Below are 17,187 nucleotides of genomic sequence, written 5' to 3'. Positions count from 1 at the left end.
AGCAAACAAATTTGTTTGCTCGTTTTTTATTCCAATGCTTCTCCCTTCCCTATTGCTCCTGTTTTTGCAATAATAAAGGAAATATAAATAAAGGTTGGGATACCATGAACATTCGTATTACTGATGAAGCAAAAGCAGCTATACATAGATTAGAACGTGAAGACAAAAAGATCATTCGCATTAGAGGAACAATGACAAACTCTTGTAGTATTTTCGTTGATGTGGATTTAATTTGGGATACATATGATGCAGATGACGTTGTATATGAAGATGCAGAGCTTATCGTACAAATGGATTCATTCACGAAAGACTACACTGGTGATACGGTGAAACTTGATTATAAGACGACTGGTTTTAGTATTACGACTCCGAGTGAGACTTTGGTTTATGGATTGTCGATTAAAAAATAAAAATTGTTTTTATTTGACCACCGAGGTGAAAACATGGGTAAATATGTTCCGTTGAAATTTTTATTTAATGAAGAATTAGCAGAAAGTATGGCTGATTCTATTTGTAAACACGTTCCTACTTTCTCGAAAAGAAACTTCGTATCTTCCGTAACATGTAAAGTTGAAAGTTTAGAGTTAAAGCAGCGTATTGAAGTAATTGCAGATGAATTACACAATGCTTTACAAAAAGATTTTCATGCAGCAATACATATATTACTGAAAACATTGGGACCAGAAAATACAACAGAAGTAGGCACATTTACAAACGGATATATGTACATGCCTATTGCAAAATACGTTGAAAAATATGGGCTTAACGATTTTGAAACCTCATTCAACGCAATGTATGAAATAACAAAAAGGAATACTGCTGAATATGCCATTCGGCCTTTTCTTGAAACATATCATGAAGATACACTAAACATATTACAACAGTGGATTCATGACGAAAACAGCCACATTAGGAGATTAGTTTCCGAAGGTACAAGACCAAGACTTCCTTGGGCTAAAAAAATAGGAGCTCTGAAAGGTGACTTTAAGAACAATTTAAAACTTTTAGAGCCATTAATGAATGACCCTTCTAAATATGTCCAAAAATCAGTAGCCAATCATATTAACGATATTACGAAAGAAGATAAAGAACTCGTTTTTCAATGGTTGCAGCAATTACGCGATAACCAGTATCCTGTTAACCCTTGGATTATAAAACATGGGTTACGAACGGTGCTTAAAAATGGTACTTTACCAAAAGATTTTTCTTTTTAAGTATTTTAAACAAAAACGCTTATGCTTCAAAAATGAAGTATAAGCGTTTTTTCCTTTTATATAAAGCAATTATAAACGTAAAAAGTGCTTTAAAATTCTTCTTTATACCTTTATTTTACTAACTCTTCTATGTTATTACTTTTCTTGATTTTTTCTGATGATAGCCAGAGTGAATAACTTGTTCCATCCTTGTTCCTTAAAAATATGTTAAATTCCTTATTATATAGTTCTTCTTTAAGAATAGTGACTACCTTTCTCAAATCCTCTATTACATAGGAATCATTTCTATATTTTATCTCACTGTCATTGAAAACTAAAGTCAATTCATACTCTAGACAATTGCCGTCTTTCGGGTGTGAACAAGTAATATCTTCAATTACAAAACGATCATTTTGAATTTCATTTAACCTTTGGCCTACTTTTGTTTCAGTTTGAATCAAATATGTCCAATAACCACTTACGGTGTTTTTCATTGTTAAAAGCAGTTCTTCTTTCGTTATAGCTTTTTGCACATTATGAAAAGGGAGGCCTATAGATTCACCATTATAATCCTCAATTTCAAGTTTTGTTATCTTTTTATTACTCTTCTGAATGAATTGGATTAGAGCATATAAACGATCTAATTCTTTTGATTCAAATTGACTGTAATCAATCTTGTCACTCGTTTTTAAAGTTAATAATAACTCATCAGTTGGTTTCTCCTCTATATCATCATCCACTATATATTGAAAAACATTTTTATTTTCAGGTTCTACGTAACCTAATTTTTTCATTTCCTCTAGCATTGGCTTAAATTTCTTATATTCCTCATATGTTTTTTTTCCGTATTGATATTCATCCCCTTTTATTCTTGAATATAAGAAACCATCTACCTCTACTCTAAATTGAATATTTTTATTGTTTTTTGCTTGAACAGTATGATATGTATGTCCCATATTCCCTTCATGTATAGCACCCCAATGTGTTACAATCACATCAATTCCGTGCTTTTTTTTCACATATTTTTTCACCTGATCTTCATCTTCATAATTACAACCACTTAAACATAAGAAACACAACACTAGCAACATTACATTTTTCATTTTTTTCATCTAGCCCATTACCCTCTTTTCGTACAAATAAAACATTCCATATATAAACAATACTAAATTATCGAATGTTTTCAAAGAATTAAAACGTTTTTATATTCAGTATATATATCTATTTCTTTTATTAATAAAAATATCCCCATAGATAAGTACATCCAAAGGGATAAAACGGTGCCACTTTTTTATAAACAGTACGACTTTATTGTTATGTAATAGAAATGTGAAATATCTTGGCACAATGTAGATTTACTGTATACCCTATCCAAAATTTGATCGTACGCTCACCTTCCCTAATAAATTCAAAGGATTTCCACTCGATTATCCCGAATATATAAATAACCATTCTCACAAGGAGCAAATTTATATGAATCTATTCGAACACGAAACGTAAAACCGCTTCACTTTAATAAGAGGTCCTCCCTTTTTCTTTTCTCATCATATCATTTGTTAAAAAATAGGAGGACAAAATTATGAAACGTGATCCATTATTTTTAACTTTATTAGAAAGTGCAAATACACATTTTAGCGGCTGGGATTTTTCTTTCATTTCAGAAACTGGTCGAATGAATAGCGAACCTTTATCGTGGTCGTACGGCAGCACTGCTTTCCAGCTTATGCAGCGTGCAAAATCAATGCTTGATATGGGGACTGGCGGCGGAGAGTTTTTGTCTATGTTACAACCGTTCCCGTCAACTATTTATGCGACTGAGGGTTACGCTCCAAACGTGCCAATTGCTCGAAAGAAATTAGAGCCTTTAGGGGTTACTGTTGTAGAGGTAACTGAGGATACTGCTTTACCATTTCAAGATGGTCAGTTTGATTTCATTGTGAATCAACATGAATCATATGCTGCCTTTGAGGTAAAAAGAATCCTTTCTCCTAATGGAATATTTCTTACACAACAAGTTGGTGGTCTCGATTGTGCGGAACTTAATGAGCAGTTTGGTATACATCTAAATAGCGAATTTGCAAGTTGGTCTCTGGAAACTGCATGTAATGAACTAAATGAAAATGGATTTACTATTTTAGAAGCAAAAGAAGAATTTCCTTTTCAACGTTTTTATGATATTGGCGCTATCGTCTATTATTTAAAAGCGATTCCTTGGCAAATTCCTGATTTTACTGTCGAAGGTTATTTTGAAGAATTATATCGTATACATGAAATCATCTTACAAAAAGGTTATTTTGATGTGAAGCAACATCGTTTTATTATTAAAGCGATTCGTGGCTAATCATGGAGTATACGAAAATGAAAAAGAGATGGTTCTGCCATCTCTTTTTTCTCGTTTATTTAACAAAAGTTTGTGGTGGCTTCTAGATTGTTAAGTACGTTCACGTCTCGCAATCGCATCAGCTAATGTAATAAGTTGCTCGTGCGTTATCTTTCCTGTTATCTTCGCTTTAATAATTTTTTCCATTTCTTTTGTAACGGTCATACCGTCTATTGCTAAACTCGCTTTAGCTGCCTCGAAAGCTTTATTTAGTTCGTCCTCGTTTTTGAATGCCATAATTTGAGTTCCCCCCTTCAAATCGCTTTATTTACTCTGTTAATATAAGAAAAGTAATATCATCCCAATTCTTATCTAGCCGATTGCTCTATTACAATATTATCTACTAGATTATAAGAGTGATTGTTTTCATATTTTTCCTATTGAGAAACGAGTTGTTTTTCATACCTTTTGTTCGCATCATCTTCTGTCAAAAATACAGTTGTATAATTAATAATATTCCGGTTGTCATATGTGAATATATGCTCTAACTGATTTTCTTCTGTTAATACTACTGGTAAGTATCTTTGTAAATTGCTAACTACACCTCTATTATCACCATCTAATATCCAATCAATTTCTTTCCATTCTAATAATCCTTCCGCCGTACTTAACGGTGTATTCATATGTACTCCATCTGGCAAATCAGCAAGGAATACATACATTCCCTCACTATGCCAAGACTCGTCTTTATCTTTAAAAATAACATTCCCCTTATACGTTACACATGGAAGCTCTATTCCCGTTTCCTCCAACGTTTCTCTAATTATTCCTTCGTATGGCGTTTCATTATCTTCTATTTTTCCTCCAACACCATTCCACATTCCCATATTCGGCTTTTTATTTCTATTCAATAAGAGTATTTCATTTCCTTTTCTAATGAAGCAAATTGTGTACTTATACATACGATCATTTCCTTTCCTCCTCATCTACAGATTTACACTGCATTTTGATTAAATTTGCTGTACAAAGATTTTTCATTATACACACAATTGGTTTTTAATGAGGTGTTTTGCTCATTTTTATTCAAAAACATTCTCCTTATAATTATGTTTTACATATTATATTGTACAACTTTCGTTTCAGAAAGGAGTGTTCAAGATGGATAACTTAAGTAGCGAATTTTTAAAACAATATTACGATAGTCGAGTCTGGTTATATGATACACATTGGCTCGGGGTTCCCATTTCCAAACTTCCCTCTGACCTCTTTTTATATCAAGAAATCATTTACGAATTAAAACCTGATTTAATTATTGAATGTGGGACCTTTTACGGTGGTAGTGCACTGTATTTAGCTTCTATATTAGATTTAATTGGAAAAGGACACGTTCTGACTATCGATGTATTTCCACAACCAAATCGTCCATCCCATGATCGTATTACGTATTTAACAGCTTCTTCTGTTTCAGTAACCGCTGTGCAAAAAATATTAAGTATGCGTAAACCTGATGATGTGATTTTAGTTATTTTAGATTCAGATCATAGTAAAGAGCATGTAGCAAAAGAACTTTTACTTTATAAATCTATCGTTACTACTGGCAGTTATATTATTGTAGAGGATACATCTATTAATGGAAATCCTGTTTCTCCCGATTGGGGGCCTGGCCCAATGGAAGCTGTTGAAGAGTTTTTAGCTAAAAATAATAATTTCATAATCGATGAATCCAAGCATAAGTTTTTCATTTCATTTAACCCTAAAGGTTTTTTAAAGAAGATAAAGTGAAACTTTAATAAGTGGGGTTTTGTATTACCCCACTTATTCTATGATCTTCATTTTTGAAAAAGGATAATATACAAATTCCACTTTGCCTATTATATTATCTTCTTCAATATATCCTAAACCATTTCGACTATCTCTACTAAGTTCACGATTATCTCCCATTACAAATAACTTATTTGGCGGGATTTTTGTCTTTTGAAAGTTATAAAACACTTGCGTATTATTGAATAAATCTTTATTTGTATACGGTTCTTCTTGCTTTTTATCATTCACATATACTGTTCCATTCGTTATGTTAATTACGTCACCAGGAAGTCCTATTACTCGTTTTACATAATATTTCGACTCATCTTCTTCCTTTATAATGACAATTTCTCCGTGCTCTAAGTTAGAAAAATGTACTGCTGCTTTATTTACAAATACGTAGTCTTCTTCATATAAAGTCGGTTGCATTGATTTCCCTTCCACTTTACATAAAGTAAAAGAATGATAGGCTACTACCAAAACAAACACGAAGAGTATGTATTTTCCCCAGCCTCTTTTAATCTCCTCTTTCATATCCATTCCCACCTTATTTAAACGCTTTTTAACTCAAAAAATATATCACTGCACAATATGTCTCCATGCAGTGATACTATTTTTACTGGGCCTTGTTCGGCTGCTCTACTGGGACTGGATTTCCACCCGCTCTTTTCGTTTTCAATTCAAAATACGCATCCAAAATCTCTTTACCAATCGCGGAATTAATTCCTGATTTGTCATCATTCACCCATGGTACAACAACTGAAAAAGCTACTTCCGGATCAGCATCATATGGTGCATAACCGGCAAGAGTTAAATTATAACATTTTTTCCGGTTATAGTTTTCATCTCTTCCAATATCACTTTCTCCACCATATACAGTTTCAGCTGTCCCTGTTTTTCCAGCTGGTTTATACGGTAATCCTTTAAACGTTGCAGTACCTGTTCCGTCAGTTTCTTGAAAAACTCTTCTAAATCCTTCTTTTACATGATTAATGTATGAAGTGTCCATATCCACTCGATTTAAAATAACTGGTTCAATAGACCGGACAACTTTTCCAACATCCTCTGGTCTATGTGGTTGCTCTCTCACTTCTTGTACAATTTGTGGTTTCATTCGGTAACCACCATTTGCAATCGTTGAAATATATTGAGCAAGTTGAAGCGGCGTATATGTATCGTACTGTCCAATCGCATAATCAAGTAAAAAACCTGGTATGTTATCAGTTCTACCCATTTGACCAATCGATTCATTCGGCAAGTCAATACCCGTTGGTACACCTAACCCGAACTGTCTAAAATAGTAGCGCATTTTATTAAATGTCTCTTGTTTAATGTCTAACGGATTGTTTGGTACATAATTTATACCAGCCATTTTTAATGCTGTATTAAACATATAAACGTTTGATGATACTTGTAAAGCTCTTAAATCATCAATATCACCAAATTCTTTCCACGATTTCTTCGGCTTCGTACTTCCTTTAAAATACATTGGTGCATCAAAGAAATGCGTATACGGCTTAATTGTGTCCGTTTGATATCCGGCTAATAATGTAGCCCCTTTCACAGTTGAGCCTAACTCATAAGAACTTGTCATCGTTCCTAAAGCAAAATCTTCTATTTGCATCCCACCATCTTTATTTACAATTTTCTTTCCTGCCATTGATAAAATTTGGCCATTTTTCGGGTTCATCATTACTACGAACGCACGATCCATCATCGGCTCTGCAGAATGAAATGCTCGTAAATTCTTTTCAAGACTTTCTTCTACTTTTTTCTGTAACTCCATATCTACTGTTAACATTAAATTATTTCCACTTTTTCCTTCGGTCACTTTTTCCGTCCGAATAATATTTCCTGCTTTATCCGTAATATTTTTAGTCTGTTCTTTCGTTCCATGTAATGCATCTTCGTATTGTTTCTCGATGTAACTCTTACCAATACGGTCATTTCGGTTATAATCACGTACTAAATAATAATCTAATTGTTCTCTTGGCAACCCCTCATTTTCAGTAGAAACGCTACCAAGAATAGAACGAAGTATTTTATCATTTGGGTATTCACGTTCCCAATCCACTGTCGTATCCACTCCTGGCAAACTTGCCAATCTTTCACTTACGACTGCATATTCATTTTGACTTACATCCTTTTTAACAATTTGCGGCGTCATTTTATATCCCGCATTCATCTTACTTTTAATTGCTAGTACTTCTAGATCCTCTTTTGAAAGTTCACTTAATTCTTCTTGTGTAATTCTTTCTCGGCGCAACTCTTCTACTTTTCCATCTAATTCTTTCCCTTCTATCTCTTGCTTCCTAAATGTACTCTCATCTTCTTTCGTTACTTTTGCTGCGGCACGCTTTTCATTTAACTGCATCCAAAAATCTTTTTTATCTGTTTCTGTTAACTTACCTATATCTTCTGGTGACATTTCAATTAGCTGCGCTAAATGTCTTGCGACTTGTAAAACTTCTTTCGAATCTACTCCTTTCATTTTCGTATATGTAACGGTTCGTAGCGGTTTGTTATTTACAATCACTTGACCTTGCCGATCAAACATTTTTCCTCTAGGAACAGGCGTGCTTACCGTTACATCTTCCTTTTTGTTCACTTCATTTCTATACGTTTCGCCATCAATGATTTGTACTTTACCTAATTGAATTATAATAGCTGAAAATAAAAGAAAGACGATAAAAAATAGTACATTTAACCGAAAAGGAATATGAGTCTTTTTCTTTTTCGATTGTTTCTTCTGCTCCTTTTTCTGTCTCATTTCGCTCCCTCGCTTCATTCTATTAACATTTCTACACAGAACCATTATGTATCAAATTTATTTATATGATATATATAGAATTTTATATTAATTATAAAAGAAATAAAAGATTTAATTTTCAGTATTTTAATTTTACATCCTATTTATTACCATTCCCCTTAATACGTCATAACATGAATTTTATTCTGAAAGAAATATCGTAATAATTGGTTTTTTATACCCCTCGTTTTCATTTCTTTGTATACTTAAGAAATAAATCAATAAAAGACATTACTAAGGAGAAAACGAAATGACAGATGCATTTACAATACATACTAATACGTCACATTGTTTAAATTTTATGATTTATATTCAAAATATGTATCTCAACCAAAAAGAGAAAAAAGAAAATTTGAGATTTCCTTACATAGCAAGACAATTAAACTTCTCTACTGACTTTGAAGCGAATTTCAAAGAATTATGGCATACACTTCGCAAACAAATTGCTAACGACAAATATGATTTACAAATTTTCTATGAAGAAAATCATATCTTTTATGAGAAGTTTTTTGACACTCATTTATGTAATGAAGAATCCTTTAAAGAGTTAATATGTAGTTTTAAAGTATGGTGGACTAGCATAGCAGGTCAGCTTTCATTAGAACATTCTGTAAGTGATTATAGTGAACAACTTTATAATGACTTAGTTTTATACCTAAATCAAAACCAAATAGAACCTTTACAACAGCTACATATTAGCTTACTTTATGACGACTGTGTACTCGCTAAAGAAAACATTTCTTCCTATTCTGCTATTTTGCCAACCAAAACATTTTTTATGGGTTATAAAGATGTGATTACTACATTATCGAAATGTTTTCATGTTGTTTAATACAGCGATTACTCAAATAAAAAACTGAGGTGGATACCTCAGTTTTTTCGATAACTTATTTAATCGAAGACAATCCTTCAACAAACTCACCAATCTTATTTTGAAAAACAAAATCAAAGTTATATTCTTGCCCAGTTAACTCTTCATTTACTAAGATCGTTGTTGCCCCTATTTCCCTCTTTGCAATTTCTGGGAATGAAGCGACAGGTTGTACTTTTAATGACGTTCCCATAACGATAAGTACATCTGTTTCATATAAACGTATTATTGCATTTTGATATTGCGGTAATGTATCTCCGTATAAAACGACGTCTGGATTTAAGATAAAATTACACTTCTCGCAACGAGGCACTTCATGATCAATCATATACTGTAAATCATATCCCGCTTTACACTTCGGACAATGTGCTGTTTGAAGTGTTCCATGTAAATCAATGACATGTTTACTACCGCCTAATTGATGTAAACCGTCAATATTTTGCGTTAAAATCGTAATATCTTTCCCTTGTTCTTCGAATTCAGCTAAAAAGCGATGGCCACGATTTGGTTTATATTGATGAAACGTATTAATTTGAAAGATTTCTTTATAATGCTTCCAAAATTCTTTCGGGCTTCTATTATAATATCCTCTTGATAAATACATCTCGACATTCGCATCAGCATACAATCCATTTGCTGAACGGAAATCTGGGATACCACTTTCCGTACTTGCTCCTGCACCTGTTAACACTGTAATTTTCTTCGCTTGCTCTAAAATTGAACGTACTTCTTCAAATTGCTGCACAACAATCACCTCTATGTATTTTCCTATTCTTATTATACCAGTTGTTTACAGGAGGTGTTGTACAATTCATTCTACTTAATGCGTCGTACCTCCAACTTCCACAATATCCACCTCAACTATCGTCGTTACCTCAATCGCCAATTCTATCCCTTTACCAATAGTAGAAAGTGACATACTCGGTTGGCCTGGATAGTTACTCGCTTGTTCTGGTAAAAACGGAATATGAATAAATCCACCTTTTATTTTCTTACCCTGTTTCTCTAGTCCATGCATGAGACCATAGAATAAATGATTACAAACGAATGTACCTGCTGTTTGTGAAACGGAAGCTGGTATGCCTTCTTCTTGAAGTCTTTTTACAATTGCTTTCATCGGAAGCGTAGACCAATAGGCAGCAGGTCCTTCTTCTACAACCGGTACATCTGCCGGCTGATTCCCTTCATTGTCAGCAATTCTTGCATCATCAATATTAATTGCGATACGCTCTATCGTAATATCTGGTCTGCCCCCAGCTTGTCCGATACATATAATCATTTCTGGGTTTAGTTCTTCTATATACTCTTTTAATACTTGTATTGATTTATGAAATACAGTTGGTACTTGTTTACTAATAACCTTGTATTCTCCGATTGTTTTTTCGTGCAAACTTTTTGCGACTTCCCAAGCTGGATTGATGCTTTCTCCGCCGAACGGATCAAATCCTGTTAGTAATACTGTTTTCATAGTTTTACCCTCCTAATTAGAAACGATATACAAGTCCGTACATAATAAACATATTGATAATAAAGATTGAAAGAGCAATTGGTACTTGCGCTTTAATAACTGCATTTTTATCTTTTAGCTCTAAAAGCATCGCCGGAACGATATTAAAGTTTGCTGCCATTGGTGTAAGCAGCGTTCCGCAATATCCAGCAAACATCCCGAGTGCTGCCATAATTGCTGGGTTTCCTCCGTGCATTTGTACAATTAAAGGTAAGCCAATTCCGCCAGTAATAACGGCAAATGCTGCGAATGCATTTCCCATTACGACTGTAAAGAGCATCATTCCTAAACAATACGCCATAACAGCAACGAACGGATACTCTGTCGGTAATACTTGGCCGACTAAATCAGAAACGACTTGCCCAACGCCAGATTTCGCGAAAATACCGCCAAGTGCTGCTAACATTTGTGGTAAAATCACAGCCCAGCCGACAGCTTGTAGTAGTCTGCTTCCTTCTTGCACAGGCGTTGTTATTTTCGATTTTGTGATACGCATTGCCGCAACAAATGCAAGTAATGCCCCAAGCGCTAATGCGACTAGCGTTACTTTATCTGGATCAACAAGCGAAACATTCCCCCATTTGATTTTTCCTAACGTTAACGTACCGATGATTGTAAAAATTGGTATTAATAGTGCAGGCATAAAAATTTTATTCTTTAATTTCTCAGCATGTTTTACACGTTCTTGTACTGGAACTTCTTTCTCTTCTGATTTTGTTACTTTATTTAGTGAAGCTAACATGACCATAGCAAGTACGATACAGCCAACATAAAACGAAGGGATTACATTTCCGAATAAAAACGTAACTGCAAATAACGCCCAAAATAAGCTAGAACCAAATCGATTTGGATGTTCACGATCGAATGCGATACGAACAGCGATAAAGGCAACGATTATACCTAATACGTAATAAATTGTATCCATTGTAATGATGTTCATTTTATATTGCCTCCTTCTCTTCTTTTTCTTTTGATGTCATCGTTTTCGCTATATATTTATCAAATCTTCTAAACCTGATCCAGCTTACAATAAGTGCTGATATTGCGGTTGGAATACCCCAAAGCGCCATATCCCACACACCGACATGCATACCTACTGAATCGAAGAATCCTTTCATTAATAAAATCGCACCAGTCGCGATAAATATATCTTCTCCGAAAAACCAAGCTGTATTTTCCGCAGCTGCTGCGTTTGCTTTAATCTTCTCTCTTAATTTTTCAGGCAGTTTACCGTATTTACCTTGTGCTGCTCCTTCTGCCATCGGTGCAACGAGCGGTCTTACTGTTTGTGCATGACCACCAATATTCAATCCAAGTGCTGCTGATGATTCTCTTATCGTAAAATACGACATTAAGACTCTTCCAGTTGTTGCGCCTTTTGATTTCGTTATAAGTGCTTCTGCTCTTTCTTTTAAACCGTAACGCTCTAAAATTCCGATTACCGGTAAAGTTAGTATAATCGGCATAGACATATATCTATTTTCTATGAAAAATTTACCGAACATACTGATCACATCATAAAAACTTAATCCTGAAACCATACCAGTAACAATACCTGCAACCATAACGACTAACAGTGTATTTAATCTAAATAAAAAGCCAACTGCAACAAGTAGTATCCCGATTAATTTAATCATTCCAGCACTTCCCCCTATTTTTTATTTTGGTGCACAAATAGAAACACCATTAAGTTCGAATGTTCCGTATATTTTCTTCGCAAATTGCACTGCTTTCTCTCCATCACCATGTAAACAAATTGTTTTCGCCTGAACTACTACTTTCTCTCCGTTCACCGCTTTTACATAGCCTTCTTTCACCATTTCAAGCACTTGCTTTATCGCTTCTTCTTCATTTTTTATGAGTGCATTTTCTTCCGTACGACTTGTTAACGTCCCATCTTGCTGATACGTACGATCAGCAAAAGCTTCTTGTACGAGAGTTATATTGTATTTTTCCGCGGCCTGTATAAACGCCTCGCTATTCGCTAATCCGTAAAGTAATAGATTGGGGTTCATATGATAAATTGCCTTTGCGATCGCATCTGCAATTTCCGAATCAGTCGCCGCCATATTATATAGAGCACCGTGCGGTTTTACATGCTGCATTTTCCCGCCAGCTGCTTTCACAAAAGCGTCTAATGCACCAATTTGATATAAAACATAATCGTATACTTCATTTGCTGAAACGTTCATGTTCCTTCTCCCAAATCCAATTAAATCAGGAAAACCAGGATGTGCCCCTATTGCTACATTATGCTGCAGTGCTTTCTCAACCGTTTTTCTCATTACAGTTGGATCACCCGCATGAAAACCACAAGCAATATTTATAGAGGAAACGAACGGAAGAATTTCATCATCATTCCCCATTTTATAAGCTCCAAAACTTTCTCCTAAATCACAGTTTAAATCGATTGTAGTCACAATGTTTCCTCCTAATTTCAGCTTCGTAAAGCGATGAATTTCTTTAATAGATTCATATTTATTTCTTTTTCTATGTACAATTGTTCCGCTTCTTCAAGCTTAATTTTCTCAAAAGAAACATAGTCCCCCGGTTTTAGCTGGGCAAGAAGAGGTAAATCTACTGAAATGATATTTCCCATTCTCGGATAGCCACCTGTCGTTTGCCTATCTGCCATTAATATAATAGGCTGTCCACCGTTTGGAACTTGAATGGTCCCAAATGTAACCGGACTCGATAAAATCTCTTTTTCTTCCATCCTATTTAAAACTTCTCCCTCAACTCTATAGCCCATACGGTCAGCGTAATTAGATACTTTATACTCTTTCGTAAAAAATGCCTGTATACTTTCTTCTGTAAATTGATCATATTCAAAATCAGTGATGACACGAAGCTTAGGATGTTTCTTATACTTTGGTCGTACGCTGCTGCTAATTGCCCATTTCGTTTTCATTCGCTCATCCTTTTGTAAGTCTTGAATGAAACGATTCGCCATTTCTGAGTGCGTACCAAGTTGAAAATAATCCCCTTTTTTCAGCATTCTTCCTTCAATACCACCAATCGCAGCACGTATGTAAGTACTTTTGCTTCCCATTGTACGATCAATATGTATACCACCTGCAAAAGTCACATACGTTCTGCAACCGCTTTTCACTTTTCCAAAGCAAAGCATGCTACCTTCTTCCGCTAAAATAGGACGCCATAATGGAATACGCTCCCCATTTAGTAGCGGTTCCATATCCGCACCACCAATCGCAAGTAACGTCGTTTTCTTTATTAACATTTTCGGTCCCATAATCGTCATTTCGAGTCCCGCTTCATTCTCTTCATTACCAACTAACATATTGATCATCCGAAGTGCACTTTGATCCATAGCCCCGCCAACAGGTACGCCGTATTGTTGATAATGAGATCGCCCTAAATCTTGGACTGTTGTAAACATTCCTGCATGCAAAACCTCTACATCCATTCCTTAGCCCCCTCAAGTGATACGTACTCTTCTTTCGTTATTGGAATAAATCGTAAATACATACCGCTTTGAATATAAGTTGGTGTTTCTTCTTCCGGATTAAATAAGGAGATTGGTGTTCGGCCAATAATATTCCATCCACCTGGTGTTTCAAGCGGATAAATACCTGTTTGATTACCGCCAATACCTACTGAACCAGGAGAGATTTGCAGCCGTGGTGTTTCTTTTCTAGGTGTTTCTAGTTCTTTTGATAGTCCTCCTAAATACGGGAACCCTGGTGTAAAACCTAGCATATACACAAAATATGTTGTTTCACTATGTATTCGAATCACATCTTCTACTTGCAAACCGTGATAATGTGCAACCTCTTCTAAATCAGGTCCATATTCTTCCCCGTAACAAACTGGTATAGAAATCTGTTTCACATCTCGGTTCAATTCTTCTTTATACGAATCACACAGCTCTTTTATATATTGGCAAACGTAATTATATAACCCTTCACTTCTCTCATTTCGCTTCCATACTTCGTATACATTGTAGTAGACCGCTAAGGAAGTAAACGACGGAACGCATTCAATCATTCCTGTAAACGGATGTTGCTGTAGTGCTTGAAATAGTCGTTGCACTTTTTCGTATACATCCATCCCCATTTCTTCACCAAATGTAACAATAATTGCTTGATCCCCTAATGCAGAAAATTTCATCCTACTCCCTCTTTCTATGCCAAAAAGCCGAGTTCTTTCGAAATGCGATGTGCTGTTTCTTTCACCTTCGCGATAAAATATGAAATATTACTTTCGCTATACTCAATTGCTAATCCCGAAATACTAATACCTGCTACAACCGTTCCATCGCTTGCAAAAATAGGCGCTGCTATAGCCGCAGTATGATTTTCTAACTCAGAGTAGCTAATGGTATGTCCTTCCTTTTTCGCCATTTGTAACACTTCTAGCAATTGCTTCTTATCCACGATTGTTCCATCTGCAAACTGCTTTAAATCCGTTTCCTCTATGTATTTCCGTTTCTCTTCCTCAGAGAAATACGATAGTAAAATTCTTGGACAAGCACCGGCATAAAGTGGAGCTCGTCTTCCAACCGCCGTATACACACGTACCGGCTGAACTCCTTCCATCTTTTCCACATAAATCGCGTCATTACCATCTTGAATAATTAAATTAACTGCCTGCCCTAAACTATCCCTAAGCTCTTTCATATATGGGATCGCAATATTTCTTACTGATAACCTTTGTGAAACAAGTTGACCAAATCGTAAAAAAACGACTCCTAGACGATACCTTCCCTTCTCGTTTTTTTGTAAAAACTCCATTTCTTCTAACGAGCCGATTAAACGATAAACAGATGTTTTCGGCATACTCGTAAGCTGAACCATCTCTGTTAAACTTAGTTCTTCATGCTCATAAAACAATTCCAAAATATCCATTGTCTTAACTGCCGTTTTATTTATACTCATTCTATCTCCCTCTTGTTCCGAATTTCGGAACTTGAATTCCGTTTTTCGAAACAAACATATAATTTAAAATTATAAAATATTCTTTCAATTCTATCAATATTTTTTTCAATTACTTAATCTTTATGTTTTGTCAGTAATTTAAAATAAGCGTAAATAATTATATACATTTGTAAATTTTTACATTAAACTATTACATTTCAATATTTTTCAATTATTATATACATAATACGAAATATAAGGAGTGTTTCTTTTGAAAAAGTTGCTAGTGATTCCTGCTATTATGCTATCTTTTTGTATAGGTTATAATGTGACATTTGCTACAAACGAAGATACTAAGCTAGACTCTCAAATTGAACAACGTGCCATAACTAACGAAGACGTTGCATTTTTCGGATCAACCACTTATAATTTCAACTATTTTAATGAAGATAACTTAAGCGTTCTTGTACAAAATACTGGTGATTCTCCTTTTAGTTATACTTTATATAACGCTAAAGGTGCTTGGATGATTGACGGAACTTTAAAACCAGGGGAACAAGCGATAAGTGAATTTAGTATAAATTGGAGTGATTGGCTTCCTGACGGTGAATATAAAATTATTTTTAGAAATAGAGACGGTTCACTTTCCAAAGTACATGTTGCTACAAAACTATTTGAATAAAAGTTACAATAAAAAAGTACGGAAGTTTAGATTTGAAATAAAATTTGATCACCTTTCATTAATAACACTGATATAAAAGAAAATATAAAGAGCATGTATTGATCAATACATGCTCTTCTCATAGTTATTCAAAGTATTCTTTTTTTAACATGATTGATTGTTCCTTCGTAGAACTAACAAGTCTATTAGTTACATATTACTTATTTTTCAAAATCGTTCTTTTAGCTTTTTTAATCATTCTACTAGTTGATTTTATGTCAGTATCCTTTTCCCATTCTTCACACAGGTTCATTACCCAATCCGGTTTCGTTTTACTTGCATCATTTAACCAGTTTCCAACCGAATCTTGTACATATTTTGATGGATCTAATTTAAGTAAATTAAGAATGGGAAGTGCTTTTTCAGGTTCTTGTTTTAATATTTCAATATGTTTACTCCATACACCTCGAGGACGAATAGATTCTACAGAGAACCTGCGAATATTCTCATCTTCACTTTTTGCCCATTCTACTAACAATTCCACACTTTCTTCTATATTTTGTGAAAGATCTTCTCTAATTGACATCCAAGCAATTTCTCGAACACCAAAATGATGATCCGCCGCAAAAGGTCGAATATACGCTAATGTATCTTTTAATGTGTTATTTGATTTTTTATTCATAAACGCTGCCCAACATCGTACACTATCTGAAATATGCTTAGATAATTTTAACAGTACGTCTTCCTTGTTTCCTTCATTCTCTTTGATTATAATTTCATCCAGTAAAGTTCCTGTTATTCGTATGACTTTCATTCCTGTTTCAACGTTCTGTTTTTCCAATTCACCTACTATATATTCCAAACTATTCTTGAATCCTATTGAAGGTAAGACATTTTTAAGTAGTTCAATATGATTTATAGCTAGCCATTCTGTTAGATTAACACTTTCTATTTTCCCTTGCTGTAGTAACTGTAAGACCTCTTTAGGAATTTCGTTTACTTTCCTGGCTCCTTTCCTGTTTAAGATAACTTTTGATTCTTTCGTTGTCATCTTAATTCCCTCCTTTCAATATTATCTTCAAATAAACAGAGGCCATTTTGAAAAATAATAATCAAAATGACCTCTGTCTTTCTTAACTGAACATT

The 17,187-nt window shown here is 34.5% G+C and carries 20 protein-coding genes; 6 read left to right on the top strand and 14 right to left on the bottom strand.

Features of this window, described 5'->3' with window-relative positions; all coding sequences use genetic code 11:
* Window positions 1-104: 104 nt before the first annotated feature.
* Window positions 105-410, top strand: a complete 306-nt coding sequence (locus QCI44_RS12630; RefSeq protein ID WP_016134839.1) for an iron-sulfur cluster biosynthesis family protein — start codon at window positions 105-107, stop codon at window positions 408-410.
* A gap of 33 nt (window positions 411-443) precedes the next feature.
* Window positions 444-1,214, top strand: coding sequence for a DNA alkylation repair protein (locus QCI44_RS12625; protein WP_353811168.1), 771 nt, complete (start codon window positions 444-446; stop codon window positions 1,212-1,214).
* Between the two features lie 110 nt (window positions 1,215-1,324).
* Here QCI44_RS12625 and QCI44_RS12620 read toward each other — a convergent pair whose 3' ends face one another.
* Window positions 1,325-2,305 (bottom strand): hypothetical protein, encoded by a 981-nt coding sequence (locus QCI44_RS12620; protein ID WP_016087307.1) that lies wholly within the window; start codon window positions 2,303-2,305, stop codon window positions 1,325-1,327.
* A gap of 467 nt (window positions 2,306-2,772) precedes the next feature.
* Between QCI44_RS12620 and QCI44_RS12615 the strand changes: the two genes are divergently transcribed.
* Window positions 2,773-3,534, top strand: coding sequence for a class I SAM-dependent methyltransferase (locus tag QCI44_RS12615; protein WP_016136745.1), 762 nt, complete (start codon window positions 2,773-2,775; stop codon window positions 3,532-3,534).
* A gap of 90 nt (window positions 3,535-3,624) precedes the next feature.
* Here QCI44_RS12615 and QCI44_RS12610 read toward each other — a convergent pair whose 3' ends face one another.
* Both QCI44_RS12610 and QCI44_RS12605 read right to left on the bottom strand, forming a co-directional pair.
* On the bottom strand, window positions 3,625-3,810 hold the full coding sequence (locus QCI44_RS12610; protein WP_098985916.1) for an antitoxin VbhA family protein: 186 nt from the start codon (window positions 3,808-3,810) through the stop codon (window positions 3,625-3,627).
* 140 nt (window positions 3,811-3,950) lie between these two features.
* Window positions 3,951-4,475: an NUDIX hydrolase gene (locus tag QCI44_RS12605; protein WP_353811167.1), complete on the bottom strand. Its 525-nt coding sequence runs from the start codon at window positions 4,473-4,475 to the stop codon at window positions 3,951-3,953.
* A gap of 187 nt (window positions 4,476-4,662) precedes the next feature.
* On the opposite strand from QCI44_RS12605, the gene QCI44_RS12600 reads away from it, so the two are divergent.
* A complete protein-coding gene (locus tag QCI44_RS12600; RefSeq protein ID WP_033659717.1) occupies window positions 4,663-5,295 on the top strand; it encodes a cephalosporin hydroxylase family protein in 633 nt (210 codons plus the stop codon).
* A 33-nt stretch (window positions 5,296-5,328) separates the two neighbouring features.
* On the opposite strand, the gene lepB is transcribed toward QCI44_RS12600, so the two are convergent.
* On the bottom strand, window positions 5,329-5,850 hold the full coding sequence (lepB, locus tag QCI44_RS12595; protein WP_016087302.1) for a signal peptidase I: 522 nt from the start codon (window positions 5,848-5,850) through the stop codon (window positions 5,329-5,331).
* 82 nt (window positions 5,851-5,932) lie between these two features.
* The gene (locus tag QCI44_RS12590) at window positions 5,933-8,086 is read right to left on the bottom strand and encodes a peptidoglycan D,D-transpeptidase FtsI family protein (protein ID WP_016136748.1); all 2,154 of its coding nucleotides are present in this window, start codon (window positions 8,084-8,086) and stop codon (window positions 5,933-5,935) included.
* A gap of 289 nt (window positions 8,087-8,375) precedes the next feature.
* Between QCI44_RS12590 and QCI44_RS12585 the strand changes: the two genes are divergently transcribed.
* Window positions 8,376-8,957, top strand: coding sequence for a hypothetical protein (locus QCI44_RS12585; protein ID WP_016136749.1), 582 nt, complete (start codon window positions 8,376-8,378; stop codon window positions 8,955-8,957).
* A gap of 55 nt (window positions 8,958-9,012) precedes the next feature.
* Here QCI44_RS12585 and QCI44_RS12580 read toward each other — a convergent pair whose 3' ends face one another.
* The 8 genes from QCI44_RS12580 to QCI44_RS12545 form a co-directional block, all read right to left on the bottom strand.
* Complete coding sequence (locus QCI44_RS12580) at window positions 9,013-9,741, bottom strand: NAD-dependent protein deacylase (protein WP_141552374.1); 729 nt, start codon at window positions 9,739-9,741, stop codon at window positions 9,013-9,015.
* 75 nt (window positions 9,742-9,816) lie between these two features.
* Window positions 9,817-10,464, bottom strand: a complete 648-nt coding sequence (gene pcp, locus QCI44_RS12575) for a pyroglutamyl-peptidase I (protein ID WP_353811166.1) — start codon at window positions 10,462-10,464, stop codon at window positions 9,817-9,819.
* 16 nt (window positions 10,465-10,480) lie between these two features.
* Window positions 10,481-11,443: a DUF979 domain-containing protein gene (locus tag QCI44_RS12570; RefSeq protein WP_016087297.1), complete on the bottom strand. Its 963-nt coding sequence runs from the start codon at window positions 11,441-11,443 to the stop codon at window positions 10,481-10,483.
* 1 nt (window position 11,444) lies between these two features.
* Window positions 11,445-12,140, bottom strand: coding sequence for a DUF969 domain-containing protein (locus QCI44_RS12565; RefSeq protein ID WP_000593388.1), 696 nt, complete (start codon window positions 12,138-12,140; stop codon window positions 11,445-11,447).
* A gap of 21 nt (window positions 12,141-12,161) precedes the next feature.
* The gene (gene pxpA, locus QCI44_RS12560; RefSeq protein ID WP_016136751.1) at window positions 12,162-12,923 is read right to left on the bottom strand and encodes a 5-oxoprolinase subunit PxpA; all 762 of its coding nucleotides are present in this window, start codon (window positions 12,921-12,923) and stop codon (window positions 12,162-12,164) included.
* Between the two features lie 17 nt (window positions 12,924-12,940).
* Window positions 12,941-13,930: a 5-oxoprolinase subunit C family protein gene (locus QCI44_RS12555; RefSeq protein WP_353811165.1), complete on the bottom strand. Its 990-nt coding sequence runs from the start codon at window positions 13,928-13,930 to the stop codon at window positions 12,941-12,943.
* A complete protein-coding gene (gene pxpB, locus QCI44_RS12550) occupies window positions 13,921-14,634 on the bottom strand; it encodes a 5-oxoprolinase subunit PxpB (protein ID WP_016134847.1) in 714 nt (237 codons plus the stop codon). The genes QCI44_RS12555 and pxpB overlap by 10 nt, the downstream gene beginning before the upstream one ends.
* A 14-nt stretch (window positions 14,635-14,648) precedes the next feature.
* Window positions 14,649-15,401 carry an IclR family transcriptional regulator gene (locus QCI44_RS12545; RefSeq protein ID WP_016134848.1) on the bottom strand — a complete coding sequence of 251 codons (753 nt, stop codon included), beginning with the start codon at window positions 15,399-15,401 and terminating at the stop codon, window positions 14,649-14,651.
* A 250-nt stretch (window positions 15,402-15,651) separates the two neighbouring features.
* Here QCI44_RS12545 and QCI44_RS12540 point away from each other — a divergent pair, with 250 nt between their 5' ends.
* Window positions 15,652-16,062, top strand: a complete 411-nt coding sequence (locus QCI44_RS12540) for a hypothetical protein (RefSeq protein ID WP_353811164.1) — start codon at window positions 15,652-15,654, stop codon at window positions 16,060-16,062.
* A 196-nt stretch (window positions 16,063-16,258) separates the two neighbouring features.
* On the opposite strand, the gene QCI44_RS12535 is transcribed toward QCI44_RS12540, so the two are convergent.
* Complete coding sequence (locus QCI44_RS12535) at window positions 16,259-17,092, bottom strand: DNA alkylation repair protein (protein WP_353811163.1); 834 nt, start codon at window positions 17,090-17,092, stop codon at window positions 16,259-16,261.
* Window positions 17,093-17,187 lie beyond the last annotated feature (95 nt).

This window comes from Bacillus cereus group sp. RP37 (assembly GCF_040459695.1).
Classification (GTDB): Bacteria; Bacillota; Bacilli; order Bacillales; family Bacillaceae_G; genus Bacillus_A.
The sequence above is the reverse complement of the archived record's forward strand: the minus strand, read 5'-3'. Positions and strand labels throughout refer to the sequence as shown.